This is a genomic window from Pseudomonas palmensis (assembly GCF_049942755.1).
Lineage (GTDB): Bacteria > Pseudomonadota > Gammaproteobacteria > Pseudomonadales > Pseudomonadaceae > Aquipseudomonas > Aquipseudomonas palmensis.
In genome coordinates this window covers 575,069-599,107 of sequence record NZ_CP187958.1, presented here as the reverse complement: position 1 = coordinate 599,107, position 24,039 = coordinate 575,069, and the positions used below count along the sequence as shown (strand labels likewise).

12 protein-coding genes and 2 pseudogenes are annotated in these 24,039 nt (G+C 65.0%); 8 read left to right on the top strand and 6 right to left on the bottom strand.

Annotated features, from left to right (window positions below; translation table 11 throughout):
* Positions 1-188: 188 nt before the first annotated feature.
* From ACPRTJ_RS02685 to ACPRTJ_RS02670, 4 genes and pseudogenes are all read left to right on the top strand, one after another.
* Positions 189-1,082, top strand: coding sequence for a LysR family transcriptional regulator (locus tag ACPRTJ_RS02685; protein WP_043864135.1), 894 nt, complete (start codon positions 189-191; stop codon positions 1,080-1,082).
* 136 nt (positions 1,083-1,218) lie between these two features.
* A pseudogene (locus ACPRTJ_RS02680) lies at positions 1,219-1,500 on the top strand (PAS domain-containing protein); the annotation flags it as partial.
* Between the two features lie 786 nt (positions 1,501-2,286).
* Positions 2,287-2,784 (top strand): annotated as a pseudogene (locus ACPRTJ_RS02675) (methyl-accepting chemotaxis protein); the annotation flags it as partial.
* A gap of 76 nt (positions 2,785-2,860) precedes the next feature.
* Positions 2,861-3,454: a tRNA-uridine aminocarboxypropyltransferase gene (locus ACPRTJ_RS02670; protein ID WP_426427980.1), complete on the top strand. Its 594-nt coding sequence runs from the start codon at positions 2,861-2,863 to the stop codon at positions 3,452-3,454.
* Positions 3,455-3,460: 6 nt separating this feature from the next.
* Here ACPRTJ_RS02670 and ACPRTJ_RS02665 read toward each other — a convergent pair whose 3' ends face one another.
* Genes ACPRTJ_RS02665 through ACPRTJ_RS02655 form a run of 3 tightly spaced genes read right to left on the bottom strand, consistent with a single transcriptional unit; the run spans position 3,461 to position 8,383 of the window.
* The gene (locus tag ACPRTJ_RS02665; RefSeq protein WP_043864132.1) at positions 3,461-4,816 is read right to left on the bottom strand and encodes an HlyD family type I secretion periplasmic adaptor subunit; all 1,356 of its coding nucleotides are present in this window, start codon (positions 4,814-4,816) and stop codon (positions 3,461-3,463) included.
* Positions 4,817-4,827: 11 nt separating this feature from the next.
* Positions 4,828-6,981, bottom strand: a complete 2,154-nt coding sequence (locus ACPRTJ_RS02660) for a type I secretion system permease/ATPase (RefSeq protein WP_043864131.1) — start codon at positions 6,979-6,981, stop codon at positions 4,828-4,830.
* A 28-nt stretch (positions 6,982-7,009) separates the two neighbouring features.
* Positions 7,010-8,383, bottom strand: a complete 1,374-nt coding sequence (locus ACPRTJ_RS02655) for a TolC family outer membrane protein (protein WP_043864130.1) — start codon at positions 8,381-8,383, stop codon at positions 7,010-7,012.
* Positions 8,384-8,893: 510 nt separating this feature from the next.
* On the opposite strand from ACPRTJ_RS02655, the gene ACPRTJ_RS02650 reads away from it, so the two are divergent.
* Positions 8,894-17,479: a retention module-containing protein gene (locus tag ACPRTJ_RS02650; protein ID WP_426427976.1), complete on the top strand. Its 8,586-nt coding sequence runs from the start codon at positions 8,894-8,896 to the stop codon at positions 17,477-17,479.
* 124 nt (positions 17,480-17,603) lie between these two features.
* Here ACPRTJ_RS02650 and ACPRTJ_RS02645 read toward each other — a convergent pair whose 3' ends face one another.
* Together ACPRTJ_RS02645 and ACPRTJ_RS02640 are read right to left on the bottom strand one after the other, a co-directional pair.
* On the bottom strand, positions 17,604-18,026 hold the full coding sequence (locus ACPRTJ_RS02645; RefSeq protein ID WP_423814792.1) for a YbaN family protein: 423 nt from the start codon (positions 18,024-18,026) through the stop codon (positions 17,604-17,606).
* A complete protein-coding gene (locus tag ACPRTJ_RS02640) occupies positions 17,980-18,567 on the bottom strand; it encodes a YecA family protein (RefSeq protein ID WP_258662370.1) in 588 nt (195 codons plus the stop codon). Before ACPRTJ_RS02640 ends, ACPRTJ_RS02645 begins: the two co-directional genes overlap by 47 nt.
* 245 nt (positions 18,568-18,812) lie before the next feature.
* Here ACPRTJ_RS02640 and recQ point away from each other — a divergent pair, with 245 nt between their 5' ends.
* Together recQ and ACPRTJ_RS02630 are read left to right on the top strand one after the other, a co-directional pair.
* Positions 18,813-20,945, top strand: a complete 2,133-nt coding sequence (gene recQ, locus ACPRTJ_RS02635; protein WP_043864126.1) for a DNA helicase RecQ — start codon at positions 18,813-18,815, stop codon at positions 20,943-20,945.
* A 118-nt stretch (positions 20,946-21,063) separates the two neighbouring features.
* Positions 21,064-21,498, top strand: coding sequence for a MarR family transcriptional regulator (locus ACPRTJ_RS02630; protein ID WP_043864125.1), 435 nt, complete (start codon positions 21,064-21,066; stop codon positions 21,496-21,498).
* On the opposite strand, the gene ACPRTJ_RS02625 is transcribed toward ACPRTJ_RS02630, so the two are convergent.
* Positions 21,495-23,684, bottom strand: coding sequence for a patatin-like phospholipase family protein (locus ACPRTJ_RS02625; RefSeq protein WP_078481771.1), 2,190 nt, complete (start codon positions 23,682-23,684; stop codon positions 21,495-21,497). The two genes, ACPRTJ_RS02630 and ACPRTJ_RS02625, sit on opposite strands and share 4 nt — an antisense overlap.
* A gap of 70 nt (positions 23,685-23,754) precedes the next feature.
* Between ACPRTJ_RS02625 and ACPRTJ_RS02620 the strand changes: the two genes are divergently transcribed.
* Entirely contained in the window at positions 23,755-24,039 is a 285-nt protein-coding gene (locus tag ACPRTJ_RS02620; RefSeq protein ID WP_054916592.1) for a SelT/SelW/SelH family protein, read from the top strand.

The following is a 24,039-nucleotide window of genomic DNA, read 5'->3' as shown; positions in this document are numbered from 1 at the left end:
GGAACCTGTCCGGCCACCCTGCGAACAGGTGCAGCAATGCGCGAGGACAGGTGCATTGGCGCAGAGTCTGCAAAAGGTAGTGCGCCAAGAGAATCGCTACAGGCAAATACTTACTTCAGGTTTTCATGAACTAATGGCGATCAGCGGGTAGACTGGCGCGTATTCGTTGCCCTGTTGGAGCCCTTGCCATGGCCTCGGCCCTGCCTGATCTGAAATTGCTGCGCATCTTCGTCAGCGTGGTACGCCACCAGGGCTTCGCCAATGCCCAGCGCGAGCTGAACCTGTCCACGTCCGCCATCAGTACCTACATGAGCCAGCTGGAGTCGGCGCTGGGTATCGTGCTGTGCCACCGTGGGCGCGGCGGCTTCAGCCTCACCAGCAAGGGCGAACTGTTCCATCAGGAGACCCTGCGCCTGCTGGCCGAAATGGACGGTTTCGAGCAGTACGCGGCGGCGCTCAAGGGCGAGCTGCGCGGCACCCTGAACCTGGGGGTGATCGACTCCACGGTCGGCGATCGCGCATTGCCGCTGGCCGACGCCATCGGTGCCTATAGCCTCGAACACCCGGCCGTGCACCTGCACCTGTCGGTGTCCAGCCCCTACGAACTGCAACTGGGGGTGCAGGACAACCGCCTGGACCTGGCCATCGGCGCTTTCTCCACGCGCATGAGCGGGCTGGTGTATCAGCCGTTGTACCGCGAGCAGCATTGGCTGTACTGCAGCAACCGGCATTCGCTGTTCACCGAGCGGCGCATTCCCGAACAGGTGATCACCCAGCAGCGCATGGTCGGTCGAGGCTACTGGAGCCAGGCCGAACTGGCCCGCCACGGCTTCAAGCACAGCGCCGCCACGGTCGAGAGCATGGAGGCACAGCTGATCCTGGTACTGTCGGGGGCTTACATCGGCTACCTGCCTGAACACTATGCCCAGGCCTGGGTGGACAAGGGCGACCTGCGGGTGCTGTCGCCGGCGACCTTCGGCTATCAGGCGCCGTTCTCGCTGATCATTCGCCGGGGCCGCAGCCGCGAACCCTTGATCCAGACCTTTCGCGACCGCCTCAAGGCGCAGCTCACGCCGGCCTGATCGGATGCGCATGAAAATCTTTTGCGCAAATAGAAGAAAAATCCTTCAGACAAGCCCTACAAGCCCGTAAATGCTCTGCTAAACCTGTTCTTGCTTGTTGAAAATTCCCAACATCTTCCAAGCAGGGATCGCCGAGATGCGTACGAATCTGCCCGTCACTGAGCATGAAAGAACCTTCCCGAGCGATCAGCGCCTGATATCCACCACCGACCTCAACAGTCGCATCACCTACTGCAACGACGCCTTCGTCAGTATCAGCGGTTTTACTTACGACGAACTGGTGGGCCAGCCCCATAACCTTGTACGCCACCCGGACATGCCGCCCGCGGTGTTCGGGCACATGTGGGACACCCTCAAGCAAGGCAAGCCCTGGATGGGGGTGGTCAAGAACCGCGCGAAGAACGGCGATTTCTACTGGGTCAGTGCCTACGTGACGGCCATCTACGAGGATGGCCGTATCAGTGGCTACGAGTCGGTGCGCTCGGTGCCCACCCCGGACCAGATCCGTCGAGCCACGGCGTTGTATGCACGCTTGCGCCAGGGCCGGGGCGCCATGTCCTGGGCCGCGCGTGCAGCGGTGCAACTGGAGCTGGGCTGGCCGCTGGTAGGGGCGGCGCTGCTGTCGGCCGCCGGCTACCTGTGGCTGCCCCAGTACGCGGCGCTGGGCGTGCTGATGGCCAGCCTGCTCAGTGCCTGGTACCTGATCGAGGCCCATCACGACCGGATGATCCGGCGTACCCTGGCCGAGCACCCCAGGGCCTTCACCAGCCCGCTGGTAGCGCTGACCTACAGTGACAACCGGGGCCTGCAGGGGCAGTTGGACCTGGCGATCATCAGCGAGGAAGCGCGCCTGCAGACCGCGCTCACGCGGCTGGTGGACGCCGGCGTCGGGGTCAAGGCACGGGCCACGCAATCGAGCGACCTGTCCGGGGCCCAGGCGCAGATGCTCGACCGCCAGCGCTGCGAGACCGACCAGTCGGCGGCCGCCATTGCGCAGATGGCGGCAACCATCCAGCAGGTCACCCACAACGTGCAGGACACCGCCACGGCGGCGTCCGATGCCGACCAGTTGGCCCGCCAGGGCAGCGACCTGGCACAACGAAGCCTGCAGGCAATGGGCAGCATGGCCGATGCGGTGACCGAGATCGGCCAGGCGGTGAACGAACTGGCCGGGCAAACCCAGTCCATCGGCAGCGTGGTGGATGTGATCACCTCGATCGCCGAGCAGACCAACCTGCTGGCGCTCAATGCCGCCATCGAGGCGGCGCGGGCCGGCGAGCAGGGCCGCGGTTTTGCGGTGGTGGCCGACGAGGTGCGGTCGCTGGCGCAGCGCACGCGGGTCTCGACCGAGGAAATCCACCAGATCATCGCCAGCCTGCGTGCCGGGGCCGAGCGGGCGGTGAGCAGTGCCAGCCGCGGCGAGCAGATCTCGCGTGACAGCGTGCACAGTGTCGAGGCCGTGCAGACCGCGCTGGTGGGCATCAGCCAGGCGGTCAGCCGCATCACCGGCATGAGCCAGCAGATGGCCACGGCGTCGGAACAGCAGAGCCATGTGGCCGAAGACATCAACCAGCAGATCACGCGCATCGCCCAGCTGTGCGACCACAGCGCCGGGCAGGCCAAGCAGGGCGCCGAGATCAGCCAGGACCTGCAGCGCATGGCCGACTACCTGTACAGCCTGGCCGAACGCTTCAATCGCTGAATCCGCGCGTTTGACCCAGGGCGGTGAGGTATTTCGCGGGCCTGCTGTGGCACACTTCGCGCCCCAGGAGAACCCGATGTCCAGAATTCACTGCGAGCGCTGCTTGCGCCCACAAACCCATTGCCTTTGCGCGTTGATCCCCCGCCTGGACAGCCGCACCCGTGTACTGCTGCTGCAGCATCCCAGCGAAGTGAACCATGCCTTGAACACCGCCAGGCTGGCGGCGCTGGGCCTGTGCAATGCCGAGTTGCGGGTGGGCGAGGTGTTCGAGGATCTCGAGCAGTGGCTGACGCAGCCGGGGTATCGCACCGGCCTGTTGTTCCCGGGTGAGGGCGCGCAGGCGCTGCAGGCTTATGCTGGCGATGAGCGACCGTGGTTGCTGGTGGTGCCCGACGGCACCTGGCGCAAGGCGCGCAAGTTGCTGCATGTGAACCCTTTGCTGGCAACGTTGCCACGGGTCACGCTGGGGGCGTTGCAGCCGTCGCGCTATCGGTTGCGCAAGGCACCCGGGGAGGGCGCCTTGTCGACCATCGAGGCAGTGGCGCAGGCATTGAACGTGCTGGAGGCGCCGGCGCTGTTCGATGCGCTGCTGCGGCCGTTCGATGCCCTGATCGAGGGGCAGATTGCGGCGATGGGGCAACAGACCTACGAGCGCAACCACCTGCGTTGATGGGCGCTAGCGCTCGCGCAACGCCTCGGTGCGTGCCTTGAGCACCGGCTTGAGCAGGTAATCCAGCACGCTCTTGTGCCCGGTGATGATGTCCACCGTGGCGGTCATGCCCGGGATGATCAGCAACGGTTTGTTGTCCCCCCCCAGGTGGTTCTTGTCGGTGCGCACCTGGATCAGGTAGAACGCGTTGCCCTTGTCGTCCGTCACCGTGTCGGCGCCGATCAGTTCCAGCTTGGCCTTCAGGCCACCATAGATCGTGTAGTCGTACGCACTGAACTTGACCATCGCGGTCTGCCCGGGGTGCAGAAAGGCCACGTCCTGTGGGCGCACCTTGGCCTCGATCAGCAGGTTGTCTTCCAGCGGCACGATCTCCAGCAGGTCGCTGCCCGGCTGCACCACACCGCCAATGGTGTTGACCTTGAGCAGCTTGATGATGCCGTGCACCGGCGACACCACGGTGGTGCGGGTGACGCGGTCGTCGATGGCGATGCTGGTGGCGGTGATCTTCGAAAGCTCGGTGCGCTTGTCGTTGAGTTCCTTGGCCGCCTCCGAGCGAAAGCCTGCCTCGGATTCCTCGATCTTGCTGCGGATCTCCGCCGCCGCCGCTTCGGCCCGCGGAATCGCCAGGCTGGTGGCGTTCAGCGAGCCGCGAGCCTCCACCGCGCTGCGCTTGAGGCGCAGGATCTCCACCGGCGAAATCGCGCCGGTGCCCACCAGCGGCGTGGACATGTTCAGCTCTTGCTGCAGCAATGCCAGGCCCGAGCGGTACTGCTCCAGTTTGGAGCGAAACTCGGCCAGCTCCTGGGTTTTCTGCCGCAGTTGCTCGTTGAGCGTCTGTTTCTCGCTGGTGAGGCGGCGCTGGCGCGACTGGTACAGCGACAGTTCGTCCTCGGCCACCTGCGGGGCCTTGCTGCGTACCACCTCCGAAAGCTGGAAGGGGCGGCCCTCGGCCTCGGCGGACAGGCGCTCGACCTGCGCGGTCAGGGCATAGCGGTCGGCTTCGCTTTCGCCCTTGTTCGACAGAAAGCGCGTGTCGTCCAGGCGCAGCAGGGTGTCGCCCTTGTTTACCATCTGCCCCTCGCGCACGAAGATCTCGGTGACGATGCCGCCCTCCAGGTTCTGGATCACCTGCACCTTGCTCGACGGGATGGCCTTGCCTTCGCCCATGGTGACTTCATCGAGCACCGCGAATTTGGCCCACACCAGTGCCACCAGCAGCAAGCCTGCCGCAAGCCACACGGTGATACGCGACAGGCGGGGCGAGTCCTGCAGCGTCGCGCCGGCCAGGTCTGGCATGTACTCGCGTTCGGCAGTCTTGCCGAAGCTGCGGATGTAATCGCCCAGGCCGGACAATGCAGACATGCTAATACCCCTCAGAGTGCAGAGCCGACACGGCCCTTGCGCAGTGCATCGATGACCGCGTCCTTGGGCCCGTCGGCCACCACCTTGCCGTTGTCCAGCACCACCAGGCGGTCGACCAGGCTGAGCATAGAGGTGCGGTGGGTGACCAGCAGCAGGGTCTTGCCCTGCACCCAGCCGTGCAGGCGCTGGCGCAGCTGGTCTTCGCTGCTGTTGTCCATATGGCTGGTGGGCTCGTCGAGGATCAGGATCGGCGGTTCCAGCAGCATCGCGCGGGCCAGCAGCACGGTCTGGCGCTGGCCGCCGGAGAGCAGCATGCCGCGCTCGCCCACCGGCCGTTCGAAGCCTTGCGGGTGCTGGCGGGCCAGTTCGCTCACGCCGGTCATCTCGGCCACTTCGAGCATGCGCGCATCGCTGACGTAGCGTGCGCCCAGGGTCAGGTTGTCGCGCAGGCTGCCGGCCAGCAGCGGCAGGTCATGGGCCACGTAGCCGAGCTGCTGGCGCAGGTCGGCGATGTCGAGCTGGCGCAGGTCGAGGTTGTCGAGCAGGATCTGCCCCTCTTCGGGTTCGTAGAAGCCCATCAGCAGGCGTGCCAGGGTGCTCTTGCCCGAGCCGCTGCGACCGATGATGCCGATGCGCTCGCCCGGCTTGACCGTGAAGCTCACGTTGTCCAGCGCTGCGGCGTTCTGCCCGTTGTAGCGGAAGGTCACCTGGCTGACCTGCAGCGCGCCGTGCAACTGGGTGCGCTCCAGGGTCTGCTGGCCGGCAGGGCGTTCCTGGGGCAGGGCCATCAGCGCGTCGGTGCTGTGCATGGTCAGCTGGGCCTGCTGGTAGCGGGTGATCAGCCCGGCGATCTGGCCCAATGGTGCGAGCACGCGGCTGCCGAGCATGTAGCTGGCCACCAGGGCACCCACGCTGAGGTTGCCGGCAATGATGCTGTACACCCCGGCGACGATGGTGGCCATGCCGCACAGCTGCTGGATGAACAGGGTGCCGTTGGTGGCCAGTGCCGAAAGGTTGCGCGCCTGTACGTCGAGGCGGGTGAGGGCGCCGTGGGTGCTTTCCCACTGGTGCTGGCGCTCGCTTTCGGCCCCGCAGGCCTTGAGGGTTTCCAGGCCGCCCAGGGTCTCGATCAGCAGCGCCTGGCGCAGCGCGCCCAGGCTCAGGCTTTTTTCCACGGTATCGCGCAGGCGTGCCTGGATGAACAGCGCAAAGGCGATGGTGATCGGAAAGGCCACCAGCGGAATCACCACCAGCCAGCCGCCCAGCAGGCCGATCACCAGCAGCATCAGCACCACGAAGGGCAGGTCGATGACGCTGGTCAGGGTCACCGCCGTGAGGAATTCGCGCAGGCCCTGGAAGTCGTGGATGCTCTGGGCGAAGCCGCCGATGGTGGCCGGGCGGGCCTTCATCGACATGCCGGTGATGCGCTCGAACAGGGTGGCCGACAGGATCAGGTCGGTCTTCTTGCCGGCCTGGTCCAGCAGGTGCGCACGCACCACGCGCAGCACCAGCTCGAACAGGGTGCCGAGCATCAGGCCGATGACCAGCACCCACAGGGTGGAGGTGGCCTGGTTGGGCACCACCCGGTCGTAGGTCTGCATCACGAACAGCGGCACCATCAGGCCCAGCAGGTTGATCAGCAGGCTGGCCAGCAAGGCGTCGCTGTAGAGCCAGCGCGACTGCTTGAGGGTGTCACGGAACCAGGCGTTGACCCTGGGCAGCAGCGGTGTGCGCAGGTCTTCGACCTCGTGGCGCGGGCGTGCGAACAGGGCCTGGCCGCTGTAGACGTCGGCCAGCTCCTGGCGGCTGACCCACTGCTCGCCGCCTTCGGCTTCACTGGGCAGTATCAGGGCTTGGTCGTTCTCGCCCCAGCGCCGCAGCACGGCGCTGCGGCCATCGGCAAGCAACAGCAGCACCGGCAGGTTGAGCGCCGAGATCGCGCCCAGCTCGCGGCGCAGTACCCGTGCCTGCAGGCCGGCCCGGGCCGCTGCGCGCGGCAGCAGGTCGAGGCTCATGCGTTGTTCGGCCAGCGGCAGGCCGGCACACAGGCTGCTGCGACTGACCGCAGCGCCGTGCAGCTTGCACAGTATCAGCAGCCCGTCGAGCAACGGGTCATCGAAGCTCTGGCGCGGGTCGGCGGTGCCGGCCGGCTGCATGCTGGTCATGGGCGGCTCCTCGGGCGGTCGAACGTGTTCAACGCAGGTCTGGCAGCGTGGCGTCGCTTCTGACTTCGCTGCGTGCAATGGCCTCCGGTGGCAGCGAGATCTTCTGTTTGCTCAGCAACTCGCCCATGTTGGCCAGCACCCGGTACATCGAGAACTCCTCGGTGTAGCGCACTTCGGTGTAGCGACGGTTGGCGTTGTACAGCTCGTTCTCGCTGTCGAGCAGGTCGAGCAGGGTGCGTTGGCCCAGGCCGAACTGATCCTGGTAGGCGGCGCGCACACGGGTGGTGGTGTCGGCGTATTCGCGTGCAGTCGGGGTTTGCAGGCGCGCGTTGGTCATGGCGTTCCACGACAGCGCGAGGTTTTCGTTGAGGGTGCGCAAGGCGTTGTTGCGGATGTCCATAGCCTGGTTGATCTTGTGCGCATCCGACTGCAGGCGGGCCTTGTCGCTGCCGCCCTTGAACAGGTTGTAGCTCATTACCACGCCGGCTCGCCAATCGCTGTTGGCATGCCCGGGTTCACCGGCGATGTTGTTGTTGGCGCCGGTGGCGAGCTCTGCATCCAGGCGCGGGTAGAACGGCGACTTGGCCACTTCGTACTGTTGCTCGGCGGCCTGGATGTCGGCCTGGGCCGACTTGAGGTAGGGGTTGTTCTGCAACATGGCCTGGCGCGCCTGGGTCAGGTCGCCGGGCATCTCGCCCTTGATCGACACCGGGGTTTCCAGCTCGTCGGGGGCACGCCCGACCACGCTGATGAAGTTGGCTTCGGCATCGGCCAGGTCGACCTGGGCGGTGTACAGGTTATTGTCGGCCAGCGCCCGGCGTGCGGTGGACTGGTCGAGGTCGGCATTGCTGCCCACGCCGCGCTCGCTGCGCAGGCCGATCTGGTCGTTGACGCGCAGGTGTGCCTGCAGGTTGTTCTTGGCCAGGGTCACCAGCTCGCGGCGCTTGAGCACTTCCAGGTACACCTCGATGGCGCGCAGGGCGATGGTCTCGGAGGTGGCCTGCACGTAGTAGGCGCGTGAATTGACCACGGCCTCGGTGCGGCCCACTTCATTGGCGGTATTGAAGCCGTCGAACAGCATCTGGCGCAGGCGCAGTTCGGACTGGGTGTAGTTCAGGGTTTCCTTGTTGTGATTGCGGCTGCCGTCGGCGTTGAAGCCGCGGGTGTTGGTGTTGTCTGAACGTTCGCGTCCGTAGCCGGCCACCAGGTCGACGGTGGGAAAGTAGCCCCCTCTGGCCACCTTCACATCCTCGTCGGCGGACAGCCGGCTATTGATCCCGGCCTTGTTCTCCGGGTGGTAGTCCACGGCGCTCTGCACGGCTTGTGACAAGGACATGGCCTGCGCGTTGGCACAGATCATGGCGAACAGAATCGCGCTGCTGATGGGGGTCAAAACGCGCATGGATGACATCTCCCTGATTTCTTGTGGTCTCTCAATCGCCAAAAAAATGACGAAAAATGGAGGTCAAACCGTTTCAGGCTTGTAACAACAGAGCTAAGAACATTTAACGGCCAACCTAAGAAGTATTTCTCATAACCGATATGCGAAAAAAAACTTATGCGCTGTGCTCAAAGCAAGACATTGTTCTCTTCAGATAGCTCGAAAACAGGCGCAGATGTTGGCCTGTCAGGGCGTCCGATAAAGTTCCTCGTTTTTTGCAGCATTGGGTATGGAGTGAGCGGAGGGGAGGTCAACGCGGCGAAATATGGCGACAAAATTTTGGCTCATGGCCGATTGCCAGATCGCAGCGTGACTTAACCGGAGCATGGGCAGGCCGAATGCATTGATTTCGTTGAGATCGGTGCGTGCGGTCGCAAGGTTGTTCTCCGAGTCGGCCGGGCATTGCCCGCGCCAGGTTTCGCGATACCCCGGCACGTGTTTGCGAAAACCTTCGGCAATGGAGGCATGCTCATGGCTAATTTAATCGGTGTGGTCAGCAAGGTTGTCGGCCAGGTATTCGCGGTAGCGGCCGATGGCGGTCGACGTGCCCTGGTGGAAGGCGACCGCCTTTATGCCGGGGAACAACTGGAAACCGGCGCGGCCGGGGCAGTGGCGGTGCACCTGGAAAACGGTGCCGAGCTGACTCTGGGCCGTGACAGCAGCCTGCAGCTGTCTCCCGACCTGCTGGCCAACCATGCCTCGCACGTGAACGCGCCCGAGACGGTGACGCCCAGCCAGGCACAACTGACCGATGTGGAGAAACTGCAGCAGGCCATTGCGGCGGGCGCCGATCCCAGCCAGGAGGGCGAAGCTCCGGCGGCGGGCCCCGGCAACGGCGGTTCGCCAAGCGCATTGGGCGGCGGCCATTCGTTCGTGCAGCTCACCGAGGTGGGAGGGCACCTGGACCCGGTGATCGGCTTTCCGACGGCGGGTTTCAACAGCATCCCCGAGATTCCCGAACCGTGGATTGGCGCGCGGGGTGATGACCAGGGCCCTGGCGGTTTCGTGCCGCCGGTGATCCCGCCGGTTGAGCCGCCCATCGACCACCCGGTGACACTGGACGGGCTGGAGGTGAATGGCGGTGAACTGACCGTGTACGAGAAGAACCTGGCCGATGGCTCAAGCCCCGATAATGGCGCGCTGACCCAGAGCGGCAGCTTTACCGTGCATGCCCCCGATGGCCTGCACACGCTTACCGTCGGGGGCATCAACGTGGTGATCGGCGGGGTGGTCAGTGGTTTTCCGCAATCGATCACCACGGGGCTGGGCAATACCCTCACCATCACCGGCTACAACCCCGCCACAGGCGTGGTGAGCTACAGCTACACCTTGCTCGACAACGAAGCTCATCCCGCTGGCCAGGGCATCAACAACATCGGTGAGAGCTTCAGCGTGGTGGCCATCGACAGCGATGGCAGCAAGGCCACCGGCAGCCTGGACGTGAACATTGTCGATGACGTGCCGCAGGCCAGGCCCGACAGCGCCTCGGTAGTCGAAGGCGGTACCGTCACCGGCAACGTGCTGCACAATGACAGCCTGGGCGCCGATCGCCCGCCGGTCGAGCACACGGTGGTCGGTGTGCGGGCCGGCTCCGATACCTCGACATCGGCCATCGGCTCGCTGGGCGTGAACATTGCGGGTACCTACGGCACGCTGGTGCTCAACGCCAACGGCGAGGCGGTGTACAAGGCCGACCCAAACGCCGTGCCGCCAGCGGGCGCGACCGATGTGTTCACCTACACCATCCGCGATGCGGACGGCGATGAAAGCACCACGACCATCACCATCAATGTCACCGACAGCAAGCTCGTCGCCTGCCCGGACAGCGTCACGGTGTATGAAAAGGCCCTAGACCTGGTCCAGGACCCGCAAGACCTTGCGCCGGGCACGGTGGTGGGCAGCAACCCGGGCTCGGCGGGCGAGACCGCGACCGGAACGCTGGCCGGCTCGGTCGGTGGTGGCTCCGGCGCGCTGACCTTCACGCTGGTGGGCAGCAGCACCGGCGCCTACGGGCAGATCCAGATCAACGCCGACGGCAGTTACAAGTACACCCTGACGTCCGCGCCGCAGGTGGGCGGTGGCAACGACGGGGCCAATGTGGTCACCTCCGAAACCTTCACCTACAAGGCTACCGACGCGCTGGGCAACAGCGTCACCAGCACCATCGTGATCAAGATCGTGGACGATGTGCCACGGGCAGAGTCGGACAGCACCACGGTGGTGGAGGGCGGTACGGTCACCGGCAACGTGCTGCTCAACGACATCCTGGGGGCAGACGGCGCAGCCCAGGGCGGTGCGGTGGTGGGTGTGCGGGCAGGCGGCGACACCTCGACCTCGGCCATCGGTTCGCTGGGCGTGAGCATCGCCGGCACCTACGGCACGTTGATCCTGAACGCCAATGGCGAGGCGATCTACAAGGCCGACCCCAACTCGGTAGCGCCAACCGGCGCCAAGGACGTGTTCACCTACACCATCCGCGATGCGGACGGCGATGAAAGCACCACGACCATCACCATCAATGTCACCGACAGCAAGCTCGTCGCCTGCCCGGACGATGACATCAAGGTGTACGAGCGCGGGCTGGACCTGGTGCAGGACGCCTGGGACCTGGCGCCTGGCACGGTAGAAGGCAGCGCGCCGACCAGGGCCACGGAAACCTCGGTCGGCAACCTTCAAGGCCGGGTGGGCGGTGGCTCCGGTGCCCTGACCTACAGCCTGGAAGGCAGCGCCATCGGTAACTACGGGCAGATTCAGATCAATGCCGACGGCAGCTACAAGTACACCCTGACCTCGGCGCCGCATATCGGCAACGGCAACGACGGCGCCAACGTCGTGAGCACCGAGACCTTCACCTACAAGGCCACCGATGCGCTGGGCAACAGCGTTACCAGCACCATCGTGATCCATATCGTCGACGACATGCCCATCGCCGAATCGGACAGCGCCACGGTGATGGAAGGCGGTACGGTCACCGGCAACGTGCTGCTCAACGACATCCTGGGGGCAGACGGCGCAGCCCAGGGCGGTGCGGTGGTGGGTGTGCGGGCAGGCGGCGACACCTCGACCTCGGCCATCGGTTCGCTGGGCGTGAGCATCGCCGGCACCTACGGCACGTTGATCCTGAACGCCAATGGCGAGGCGATCTACAAGGCCGACCCCAACTCGGTAGCGCCAACCGGCGCCAAGGACGTGTTCACTTACACCATCCGCGACGCGGACGGCGATGAAAGCACCACGACCATCACCATCAATATCACCGACAGCAAGCTGGTGGCCTGCCCGGACGATGACATCAAGGTGTACGAGCGCGGGCTGGACCTGGTGCAGGACGCCTGGGACCTGGCGCCTGGCACGGTAGAAGGCAGCGCGCCGACCAGGGCCACGGAAACCTCGGTCGGCAACCTTCAAGGCCGGGTGGGCGGTGGCTCCGGTGCCCTGACCTACAGCCTGGAAGGCAGCGCCATCGGTAACTACGGGCAGATTCAGATCAACGCCGACGGCAGCTACAAGTACACCCTGACCTCGGCGCCGCACATCGGCAACGGCAACGACGGCGCCAACGTCGTGAGCACCGAGACCTTCACCTACAAAGCCACCGATGCGCTGGGCAACAGCGTTACCAGCACCATCGTGATCCATATCGTCGACGACATGCCCATCGCCGAATCGGACAGTGCCACGGTGATGGAAGGCGGTACGGTCACCGGCAACGTGCTGCTCAACGACACGCTGGGTGCAGACGGCGCAGCCCAGGGCGGTGCGGTGGTGGGTGTGCGGGCGGGCGCCGACACCTCGACCTCGGCCATCGGTTCGCTGGGCGTGAGCATCGCCGGCACCTACGGCACGTTGATCCTGAACGCCAATGGCGAGGCGATCTACAAGGCCGACCCCAACTCGGTAGCGCCAACCGGCGCCAAGGACGTGTTCACTTACACCATCCGCGACGCGGACGGCGATGAAAGCACCACGACCATCACCATCAATGTCACCGACAGCAAGCTGGTGGCCTGCCCGGACGATGACATCAAGGTGTACGAGCGCGGGCTGGACCTGGTGCAGGACGCCTGGGACCTGGCGCCTGGCACGGTAGAAGGCAGCGCGCCGACCAGGGCCACGGAAACCTCGGTCGGCAACCTTCAAGGCCGGGTGGGCGGTGGCTCCGGTGCCCTGACCTACAGCCTGGAAGGCAGCGCCATTGGTAACTACGGGCAGATTCAGATCAACGCCGACGGCAGCTACAAGTACACCCTGACCTCGGCGCCGCATATCGGCAACGGCAACGACGGCGCCAACGTCGTGAGCACCGAGACCTTCACCTACAAGGCCACCGATGCGCTGGGCAACAGCGTTACCAGCACCATCGTGATCCATATCGTCGACGACATGCCCATCGCCGAATCGGACAGTGCCACGGTGATGGAAGGCGGTACGGTCACCGGCAACGTATTGGACAACGACACGCTGGGTGCAGACGGTGCAGCCCAGGGCGGTGCGGTGGTGGGTGTACGGGCGGGCGCCGACACCTCGACCTCGGCCATTGGCTCGCTGGGCGTGAGCATTGCCGGTACCTACGGCACGCTGATCCTGAATGCCAATGGCGAGGCGATCTACAAGGCCGACCCCAACTCGGTAGCGCCAACCGGCGCCAAGGACGTGTTCACCTACACCATCCGCGACGCGGACGGTGACGAAAGCACCACGACCATCACCATCAACGTCACCGACAGCAAGCTCGTCGCTTGCCCGGACGATGACATCAAGGTGTACGAGCGCGGGCTGGACCTGGTGCAGGACGCCTGGGACCTGGCGCCTGGCACGGTAGAAGGCAGCGCGCCGACCAGGGCCACGGAAACCTCGGTCGGCAACCTTCAAGGCCGGGTGGGCGGTGGCTCCGGTGCCCTGACCTACAGCCTGGAAGGCAGCGCCATTGGTAACTACGGGCAGATTCAGATCAACGCCGACGGCAGCTACAAGTACACCCTGACCTCGGCGCCGCATATCGGCAACGGCAACGACGGCGCCAACGTCGTGAGCACCGAGACCTTCACCTACAAGGCCACCGATGCGCTGGGCAACAGCGTTACCAGCACCATCGTGATCCATATCGTCGACGACATGCCCATCGCCGAATCGGACAGTGCCACGGTGATGGAAGGCGGAACGGTCACCGGCAACGTGCTGCTCAACGACATCCTGGGTGCAGACGGCGCAGCCCAGGGCGGTGCGGTGGTGGGTGTGCGGGCGGGCGCCGACACCTCGACCTCGGCCATTGGCTCGCTGGGCGTGAGCATTGCCGGTACCTACGGCACGCTGATCCTGAACGCCAATGGCGAGGCGATCTACAAGGCCGACCCCAACTCGGTAGCGCCAACCGGCGCCAAGGATGTATTCACCTACACCATCCGCGATGCGGACGGTGACGAAAGCACCACGACCATCACCATCAATGTCACCGACAGCAAGCTGGTGGCCTGCGCCGATACCGAGGTGAAAGTCTACGAAAAAGCGCTGGACCTGACCCAGGACCCGCAGGACCTGGCCCCGGGCACGGTGGTGGGCAGCAACCCTACCTCGCCTGGCGAGACGGGTATCGGCACCTTGGTCGGCTCGGTCACGGGCGGTTCCGGCGCGCTCACCTACACGCTGGTGGGTAGCACTACAGGTGCCTATGGGCAGATTCAGCTCAATGCCGACGGCAGCTACAAGTACACCCTGACCTCGGCGCCGCACATCGGCAACGGCGACGACGGGGCGAATATCGTCACGTCCGAGACCTTTACCTACAAGGCGACCGACCAACTGGGCAACAGCGTCACCAGCACCATCGTGATCAAGATCGTGGATGACGTGCCAAGGGCGGAGTCCGACAGCACCACGGTGGTGGAGGGCGGTACGGTCACCGGCAATGTGCTGGATAACGACACATTGGGGGCAGACGGCCCGGCCCAGGGCGGGGCGGTGGTGGGTGTGCGGTTCGGCGCCGACACCTCGACCTCGGCCATCGGCTCGCTGGGCGTGGGCATCGCCGGCACCTATGGCACCCTCATCCTGCATGCCAACGGCGAGGCCGAGTACAAGGCCAACCCCAATGCGGTGACGCAGGACGGTGCCCAAGACACCTTCACCTACACCATTCGTGACGCGGACGGCGACGAAAGCACCACCACCATCACCATCAATGTCACCGACAGCAAGATCGTCGCCTGCCCCAACAACGAGGTCACGGTGTACGAGAAGGCCCTGGACCTTAGCCAGGACCCGAACGACCTCGCCCCCGGTACCGTGACCGGCAGCGACCCCGGCTCAGCGGGTGAAACCGCGACCGGCAGCCTGGTGGGCTCGGTCAGCGGAGCCAGCGGCGCGATCACCTATACGCTGGTGGGCAGCAGCACGGGCGCCTATGGGCAGATTCAGCTCAACGCCGACGGCAGCTTCAAGTACACCCTCACCTCCGCACCCAAAACCGCAGGCGGGCTCAACGACGGCCCCAACGTGGTCACCAGCGAGACCTTCGTCTACAAGGCCACCGATGCGGCCGGCAATTCGACCACCAGCAACATCGTGATCAATATCGTCGATGACGTGCCCACAACGGCCGACGCCGTGCGTTCGACCACGCCGGGGCAGGTAGACACCAACGTCATGCTGATCATCGATGTGTCCGGCAGCATGGCCGACAATTCCGGGGTGCGCGGCCTGTCGCGCCTGGAGCTGGCTAAGGAGGCCATCGGCGCACTGCTGGACAAGTACGACGACATGGGCGATGTGAAGGTGCAGGTCGTCACGTTCTCCACCGGTGCCAGTGATCGCACCGACGTGTGGGTGACGGTGGCCGAGGCCAAGGCCCTGATCAAGGACCTGACCCCGGGTGGCTCGACCTATTACGACTCGGCAGTCAACGTGGCGCAGACGGCCTACCAGACGCCGGGCAAGCTGGAGGGCGCGCAGAGCGTCAGCTACTTCTTCTCGGACGGTGCGCCGACCTCGGGGCATGCCCTGACCGAAACGCGCACCGGCAACTGGGAGAACTTCCTGGGCGACAACGGCATCAAGTCGTATGCGATCGGGCTGGGCAGCGGCGTCAACACCGGCAATCTCAACCCGGCTGCCTATGACGGCAGTACCCACACCAATACCAACTCGGTGGTGGTCACCGACCTGGCGCAACTGGACAACGTGCTGTCGGGCACCGTGCAGGGCGCGCCGATCACCGGCAGCCTGATGAGCGGTGGCGACTTCGGTGCCGATGGTGGCTTCATCAAGTCTCTGTTGATCGACGGCACCACCTACACCTTCGACCCCAAAGGCAACGCCAACCAGCCCAGTTATGCAGCCAGTGGCGGTGCAGACCGCGGCACCTTCGACGCGAACAGCCACAGCATCACGGTCAAGACCGCGCTGGGCGGGACGCTGGTGGTGGACATGGACAACGGCCAGTTCACCTATACGCCGCCCAAGGACAGCGGCAGCAATCAGGTGGAGACCATCCGCTTCGTGGCCAGCGACAACGACGGCGACCTGAGCGGTGCCAACCTGGTGATCAACGTCAACACCAATGCTGCGCCGGTGGCCGGTGCCGATCATGTCATCACCAATATCCTTGCGCCGAGCATCAGCGTCCCGGCCGCCGCCTTGCTGGCCAACGATAGCGACGCCAACCACGATCGCCTGAGTGCGGCGCCGATCACCTTCAACACCGGCTGGACCAAGGGGGCGGATTTCACGGCCGGCAACGGCAAGACGGTCATCACCTTCACCGGCCAGGACGACACGCTGGCCAATCAGGAGCGGGTTCTGGCGCGCAGTGCCTTTACCGGCGCAGCCGGGTCGATGACCGCGGCGCTGGTGGTCAGTGGCTACCTGGGGGCGGTGAGTGCTGCCAATGGCAATGACGAAGACGTGATCAAGGTAAGCCTGCGCGAGGGCGAAACCCTGACCCTGGACCACAACCGCACCGCTGATCGCAACTTGCTGATGCAGTGGAAGGATGAGGGCGGCACCTACCACACCATCGCCGATGGCGGCAGTTTCACCGCCAGCCATGATGGGGTGTACAGCATCCATCTGGTCAACCAGGTCAATGACGACGGCGGCAAGGGCGCAGAAAGCTACCAGCTGAACATGTCGATCAACTACGCCGGGGCGCATGACTACACGCCCACCTACAACGGCACCTATACCGTCAGCGACGGCCATGGCGGCAGCGCCACGGGGGCGGTGGACATCACCTACCAGGCCGGCAGTACCCTGGAAGGCACCAGCCACGACGACGTGCTGCTGGCCGGGAGCGGTGATGACGTTCTCAATGGCGGTGCAGGCAACGACGTGCTGATTGGCGGCGATGGCAACGACAAGCTCTACGGGGGGGAGGGCAACGACCTGTTGATCGGCGGCAACGGCAACGATCTGCTCGACGGTGGCGCTGGCAACGACACCGCCAGCTACGCCGGGGCGAGCGCTGGGGTGACGGTGAGCCTGGCGCTGACCGGTGAGCAGAACACGATCGGCGCCGGGCTCGACAAGCTGGTGTCGATCGAGAACCTGATCGGTTCCGACCACGACGACAAGCTGACCGGCGACGACAACGCCAACACGCTGATCGGCGGCCTGGGCAACGACATCCTGATCGGGGGCGGCGGTGACGATCTGCTGATCGGCGGGCCGGGCAACAATACCCTGACCGGTGGCGCGGGCAGCGATACCTTCCTGTGGCAACAGGGCAATACTGGCCACGACAAGGTGACCGACTTTACCCCGGGTACCGATCGGCTGGACCTCTCGCAATTGCTGCAGGGCGAGAACGCGACGTCGGCGTCGCTGGACGATTACCTGCACTTCACGGTGACGGGCACGGGCAACGGCGTGATATCGACCATCCAGGTGAGTGCGGTGGCCGGCGCGGCGCCGACCCAGACCATCGAACTGGCTGGCGTGGACCTTGCCCATCACTATGGGGTGACGGCGGGCGCGGGTGGGGTCATCTCGGCGGGGGCGGATACAGCCACGGTGATCAACGGGATGCTCAATGATCATTCGTTGAAGGTGGATACGGTGTGACATGAGGCGTAGATGGCGCAGCTGACCTGCCGCCGCCATCGCGGGCCAAGCCCGCTCCCACAAGAGCAATGAAGTAGCTGTGGGAGCGGGCTTGGCCCGCGATGGGGTGGGCGCGTGGTTGCGCCTAGGTACGCTTGCGCAAGGTCTTCTGCAGCGCGATGTACACGGTCACCAGTACCGCACTGGTGAGCATGAACCCGCGTGCCCACGGCAAGGGCACCAGGTAGCACGAAAAACCTATGCTCAGCCACATCAGCCCGATGGCGTATACCTTGGCCTTGAGCGGAATGCCCTCACCGCCCAGGTAGTCGCGAATCCACGGCCCAAGCCGCGGGTGATTGACCAGCCATGCGTGAAAGCGGGGCGAGCTGCGCGCAAAGCAGGCTGCCGCCAATAACAGAAAAGGGGTGGTCGGCAGCACCGGGAGGAAGATGCCGATCACCCCCAGCGCGACGCTGAGCCAGCCGATGGCCAGCAGCAGGTAGCGCATGGATGCAGACTCAGTGGTGGCGAGGCTTGAGCAGCGCAGGTTTCTCGTCCGGGGCATGGCACAGCAGGTACAAGGCCGTCAGCGCCTCGGGGATCTGCACGATCATGTCGTCCATCAGGTTGGCGTCGCTGGCGATGTCGGCGAACTCGGCCTCTTCGTCGAACAGGCCGGAACCGACCATGATCGGCAGCAGCATTTCGCTGACCTCTTCCTCGGCGCTTTCGAACCAGGCCGCTTCACGCAGGAACACCCCTTCCATGAAGCCGATGCACCAGCCGCGCAGCTCGGAGTCGTCCGGCTCGTCGCCAAGGTCCAGGTCGCACGGCAGCTCGAACTCCTCATCGCTGGCCAGTTGGCGGGCGATGTGCTCCTTGAGCTTGATCAGTGTGCTTTCGATTTCTTCGCGCTGGGCCTCGTCCTTGTAGTGCGGCGGCTCGGCGAACAGGGCGTCGATCCATTCACGCTCGGGAACGGCTTCGGAGCAGATCGACAGCGCGGTCAGGTAGCCGTGTGCGGCAACGTAGTCCAGCGCTTCTTCGTGCAGCTCGTCAGCGTCGAGGAAGGCTTGCAGGCGGGTTAATTGCTCAGCGAAGGACATTACAGGGCTACCTTGGGAATAAACGATGCTGGAATTCTAGCATCTTGCGGCGCCTGCGAGGCAAAGGATGACGCCTATCGCAGAGCCCCCTGCACGGGCGCCGTGTCCGGTATAATGCCCGGCTTTTGCGCCCGGTCACGCCAGCATGCGGCCCCGGCAAAAGCCGCTTACGCAATTTCAGGTGTGGCGGGGAAGCTTTTCATCCAGCCTGTGGCCAGGATGGTTCTGCGATTTATGGAGTTTTTATGCTCGAACAGGCTCAGCGCGTCCTCAAGGACATCTTCGGCTACGACAGCTTTCGCGGGCGCCAGGGGGCGATCATCGAATGCGTGGCCAAGGGCGGCGATGCGCTGGTACTGATGCCCACCGGCGGCGGCAAGTCGCTGTGCTTCCAGGTTCCGGGGCTGCTGCGCGAAGGCCTGGCAGTGGTGGTGTCGCCGTTGATCGCGCTGATGGACGACCAGGTGGCGACCCTCGACGAGCTGGGTGTCGCCGCGGCTTCGCTGAACTCCACGATGAGCGCCGACCAGCAGCGCGAACTGGCCATGCGCATTCGTCGCGGCGAGCTCAAGATGCTGTACCTGGCCCCGGAACGCCTGGTGCAGCCACGCATGCTGGATTTTCTGCGCAGCCTGGACATCGCGCTGTTCGCCATCGACGAGGCGCACTGCGTGTCGCAATGGGGCCATGACTTCCGCCCTGAATACCTGCAACTGGGGCAACTGGCCGAACTCTTCCCCAACGTGCCGCGCATTGCCCTGACCGCCACCGCGGACATGCGTACCCGCGAAGAGATCGTCACCCGCCTGCACCTGCAGAACGCCGAGCGCTTTCTGTCGAGTTTCGACCGGCCGAACATCTTCTATCGCATCGTGCCCAAGGAACAGCCGCGCAAACAGTTGCTGGCGTTCCTCAACGAGCGGCGCGGCAACGCCGGCATCGTCTATTGCCTGTCGCGCAAGAAGGTCGACGATGTGGCCGCGTTTTTGTGCGAGCAGGGGTTCCCGGCGCTGCCCTATCACGCCGGCCTGCCTGCCGAGACCCGCGCCAGCAATCAGCGCCGCTTCCTCAACGAGGAAGGCCTGATCATGGTCGCGACCATCGCCTTCGGCATGGGCATCGACAAGCCCAACGTGCGTTTCGTGGCCCACCTGGACCTGCCCAAGTCGCTGGAAGCCTACTACCAGGAAACCGGTCGCGCCGGCCGTGACGGCCTGCCCGCCGATGCCTGGATGGCCTACGGCCTGCAGGACATGGTGATGCTCAAGCAGATGCTGCAGAACTCCGAAGGTGACGAGCGTCACAAACGGGTCGAGCAGCACAAGCTCGATGCCATGCTGGCACTGTGCGAAGAGACCCGCTGCCGTCGCCAGACCCTGCTCAACTATTTCGATGAAGAACTTCCCCAGCCCTGCGGGCACTGCGACAACTGCGTCGACGGCGTGCAGACCTGGGACGCCACCGAGCCTGCGCGCCAGGCGCTGTCGGCCATCTACCGTACTGGCCAGCGCTACGGCGTGGGCCATCTGGTGGACGTGCTGCTGGGCAAGGACAACGAGAAGATCCGCAGCTTCGGGCACGAGAAGCTTGCCGTGTATGGCGTGGGCAAGGCTCGCGCAGAAGGCGAGTGGCGTTCGCTGTTCCGCCAGCTGGTGGCGCGTGGTCTGGCCGATATCGACCTGGAAGGCTATGGCGGGCTGCGCCTGTCCGATACGTGCCGGCCCTTGCTGCGTGGCGAAGTCACCCTTGAGCTGCGCCGCGACCTCAAGCCGCAGACCAGCAGCAAGAGCAGCAGCTCGGGCAGCCCGGCCAGCCAGCTGGTGCGCGGTGAGGAACGCGAACAGTGGGACGCCTTGCGCGCCCTGCGGCGCAAGCTGGCCGAGGAGCATGGCGTGCCGCCGTATGTCATCTTCCCCGACTCGACCCTGCTGGAGATGCTGCGCAGTCAGCCCGGCAGCCTCAGCGAGATGGCCCAGGTCAGTGGCGTGGGGGCACGCAAGCTGGAGCGCTACGGCCAGGCCTTCCTCGAGGTGCTGGGCGGCGCTGCAGAGGCCCCGGCCCCGGTCGCCGACCTGCGCCACGAGCTGATCAGCCTGGCCCGCGCGGGCATGACTCCGCTGCAGATCGCCGGCCAGCTGCAATGCAGTGAAAAGAATGTTTACAGCCTGCTGGCCGAGGCCATCGGTCGCCAACAGCTGTCACTGGAACAGGCGCTGGACCTGCCCGAGGACCTGATGGGCGAGATCCAGGACGCGTTCCTCGACGGCGAAGGCGAGTTGCCGCCGGTGTCGGCGATCATCGAGCAGTTTGGCGGACGCGTGCCTGAGGGCGTGCTGTATTGCGTGCGCGCCGCACTGGCGGCCGAGTTCGAGATGTAGAAAGGTTGTTTGTCATCATTTATGACGATTATGCAGCGCCTGCCGACGGCATGAGCCTTGCCTAAGGCCCAAGGGCATGATTAGCTGCCTATTAATTAGTTCTGATGATGAGTTTCCTATGCCGTTGACCGATCACCACCGTTTCGGGATGCAGTTGGCCCATATGTCCCGGGGTTGGCGCGCCGAGCTGGACCGCCGCCTGGCCGGGCTCAACCTGTCGCAGGCGCGCTGGCTGGTGCTGCTGCACCTGGCGCGCTTCGACGAGGCCCCCACCCAGCGTGAACTGGCGCAGAGCGTGGGGGTTGAAGGGCCGACCCTGGCCCGTCTGCTCGACAGCCTCGAGGCCCAGGGCCTGGTCAAGCGCCAGGCCGTGCTGGAGGACCGGCGCGCCAAGAAGATCGTGTTGTGCCCGCCCGCCAAGCCGTTGATCGACCAGATCGAGACCATTGCCAACGCCTTGCGCGTCGAGCTGTTCGAAGGCATCGACGAAGAAGAGCTGCGCGTGTGCATGCGGGTGCACGCGCGCATCCTGGGCAACCTGGAGAAGTCCTAGAAGGTCTGCCCCAGGTTGAGGTAGAACGCCTTCTGGTTCTCGGTGTTCATGCCGTAGCTGAAGTTCAGCGGCCCCAGCGGCGTTTCGAAGCCCAGGAAGATGCTCGCGGCGTTGATGTAGCCGCTGTCGAACTCGTTGTCGTTGTTCCAGGCGCGGCCGCGTTCCAGCGAGCCGCCCAGATACAGCGGGAAGTCCAGCGGCAGGTAGGAGCGCGGGGTCAGGCGCCGGTAGTAGACCATGCGCATCAGGCTCAGGTTCTGGCCTGACACCGAGTCCTGGCGAAAGCCCGACAGCTGCCGGGCGCCGCCCATCACGAAGCTCGAGGTGACCACCTCGGCATCATCCAGAGTCCGCGCATAGCGACCGCCGAATACCCAGGTGTTCGGCCCGCTGCTCAGGGCCTTGTCCAGTTTCATGTCCCATTGGCGATAGCGCTGGTCGGAGCCCAGGCCCGGCTCGAACTGGCGCAGGGTCAGGCTGACGTCTTCGCCGCTGTGGGGGAAGTAGACGTTGTCCAGGGTGTCGAACGAATACTTGAGGTCATAGAAGCCTTCGTTGAAGTTCACCTTGGGCAGGCCCTGTTCGCCGATGCGTACCTCGGCCTGCCCCCAGGCCTGGCCCACCCCCAGGCGCACTTCGCCGTTGTTGCCGATCTGGCGGCCCAGGTTGAGCCCGAAGCCATAGCGTTCGAGGCGGTACTCGGCGATGGGGTCGTTGTCCAGGGTGGCCTCGATGTTCTGCGAGCCGATGTCCAGGTAGGGCGCCACGAAGTAGCGCGACCCGGTATCCAGCGGCTGGTAGAACTCGCTGTAGAGCTCCTGCTTGTCGCCGATCTGGGCTCGGGTGAGCCACTCGGCGCCCAGGCGGTTGATGCCGTTGACGCGGTAGCTGGCGCCCAGGTTGAAGGCGCTGTCGCCACGCAGGTCATCGGACAGGTTCAGCCCCAGCCGCAGATAGTCGGTGCCGCCACGTCGGCCCCGGGCGTTGATCACCAGGGTGTTCTCGTCGCCCTTGTGCACCACGCGGTACTGCACCCGGTCGAAGTAGTCCAGGCCGTACAGGGTGCCCATGTCGGTGCGCAGGCGCTCGAGCTCCAGCGGTTCGCCGATGGGCTGGCGAATGTAGTAGCGGATCACGTCGTCACTGACCTTGGAGTCGTTCTCGACCTTGATGGCGGTGATCACCGGGGTGCGTTGCCCGGCCGAGCGCGCCTCGGCCAGTTGCACCGCCGTGTCGTTGACCCGGCGCAGGCTGGCCAGGCGCGGGTCGAGCAGGCGGGTGGCGCGGTAGCCGGCGTCGATCATGTCCTGGGCCCGGCCGAAGTCGGTGACGCCAAAGCTCGACAGCGGCGGCTGTACCAGGATGTCGTCGCGGTGCAGCGAGGCCAGTTGCTCTTCGGAGTTGCGCCGGGTCATCAGGGTGATCGACTGGTTGAGCACATCGACCACCGTGGCCAACTGCTTGCGATTGCGCAGCGGCGTGCCGATATCGACGACGATCGCCATGTCCACACCCATCTCACGCACGATATCCAGCGGGATGTTGTCGACCATGCCGCCGTCGACCAGCAGGCGGCCGTCCAGCTCGACCGGGGCGAACACCGCCGGGATCGACATGCTGGCGCGGATCACCTGGGGCAGGTGGCCCTTGCGAAACACCACTTTCTCGCCGCTGGCGATATCGGTGGCCACTGCGCGGAACGGGATCGGCAGCTTGTCGAAGTCACGGGTGTCACTGGCGTGGGCCAGCAGGCTTTCGAGCAGCAGCGCGAGGTTCTGCCCCTGGATCACCCCCAACGGCAGGCCCAGGCTGCCGTCGTCGCGAAAGCTCAGGCGCTGTTTGACCAGGAAGTCGCGGTCGTCCTGCTTGCGCCTGAAGGGGATGTCCTTGCGCGGCGGTGCATCGGACAACGCCTGCTGCCAGTCGATGGCCAGGGCCAGCTTCTCCAGCTCGTCGATCTTGTAGCCCGAGGCGTACAACCCGCCGATCACCGCGCCCATGCTGGTGCCGGCGATGGCGTCGATCTTCACCCCCTGTTCTTCCAGCGCCTTGAGCACACCGATGTGGGCCAGGCCGCGCGCCGCGCCGCCGGACAGCACCAGGCCGACCTTGGGCCGGGCGGCCTCGGCGGCGCAGAGGGCAAGGGAGGTAAGGGACAGCAACAGGCACAACAGCAGACGACGCATCGCGGCTCTCGGAGCAAAGGCTAAAGGTGGCTAGTATAAGCGCGACCACCTATCAGGAGACCGTTACCCCATGTCCGTATCCAAACCCGAAATTGTCATCACCTATTGCACGCAGTGCCAATGGCTGCTGCGCGCCGCCTGGCTGGCCCAGGAACTGCTGAGCACCTTCAGTGACGACCTGGCCCGGGTGGCCCTGGAACCGGCCACGGGCGGCAACTTTCGCATCACCTGCGATGGCGTGCAGATCTGGGAACGCAAGGCCGATGGCGGTTTCCCCGAGGCCAAGGTGCTCAAGCAGCGGGTCCGCGACCAGATCGACCCGCAGCGCGACCTGGGCCACAACGACCGCGCCTGA

Bases quoted from the DNA above. Each gene is read 5' to 3' on its own strand.
- ACPRTJ_RS02685 (WP_043864135.1), top strand. From the start codon at position 189: ATGGCCTCGGCCCTGCCTGATCTGAAATTGCTGCGCATCTTCGTCAGC.
- ACPRTJ_RS02670 (WP_426427980.1), top strand. From the start codon at position 2,861: ATGTCCAGAATTCACTGCGAGCGCTGCTTGCGCCCACAAACCCATTGC.
- ACPRTJ_RS02665 (WP_043864132.1), bottom strand. From the start codon at position 4,816: ATGTCTGCATTGTCCGGCCTGGGCGATTACATCCGCAGCTTCGGCAAG.
- ACPRTJ_RS02660 (WP_043864131.1), bottom strand. From the start codon at position 6,981: ATGACCAGCATGCAGCCGGCCGGCACCGCCGACCCGCGCCAGAGCTTC.
- ACPRTJ_RS02655 (WP_043864130.1), bottom strand. From the start codon at position 8,383: ATGCGCGTTTTGACCCCCATCAGCAGCGCGATTCTGTTCGCCATGATC.
- ACPRTJ_RS02650 (WP_426427976.1), top strand. From the start codon at position 8,894: ATGGCTAATTTAATCGGTGTGGTCAGCAAGGTTGTCGGCCAGGTATTC.
- ACPRTJ_RS02645 (WP_423814792.1), bottom strand. From the start codon at position 18,026: ATGCCCCGGACGAGAAACCTGCGCTGCTCAAGCCTCGCCACCACTGAG.
- ACPRTJ_RS02640 (WP_258662370.1), bottom strand. From the start codon at position 18,567: ATGTCCTTCGCTGAGCAATTAACCCGCCTGCAAGCCTTCCTCGACGCT.
- recQ (WP_043864126.1), top strand. From the start codon at position 18,813: ATGCTCGAACAGGCTCAGCGCGTCCTCAAGGACATCTTCGGCTACGAC.
- ACPRTJ_RS02630 (WP_043864125.1), top strand. From the start codon at position 21,064: ATGCCGTTGACCGATCACCACCGTTTCGGGATGCAGTTGGCCCATATG.
- ACPRTJ_RS02625 (WP_078481771.1), bottom strand. From the start codon at position 23,684: ATGCGTCGTCTGCTGTTGTGCCTGTTGCTGTCCCTTACCTCCCTTGCC.
- ACPRTJ_RS02620 (WP_054916592.1), top strand. From the start codon at position 23,755: ATGTCCGTATCCAAACCCGAAATTGTCATCACCTATTGCACGCAGTGC.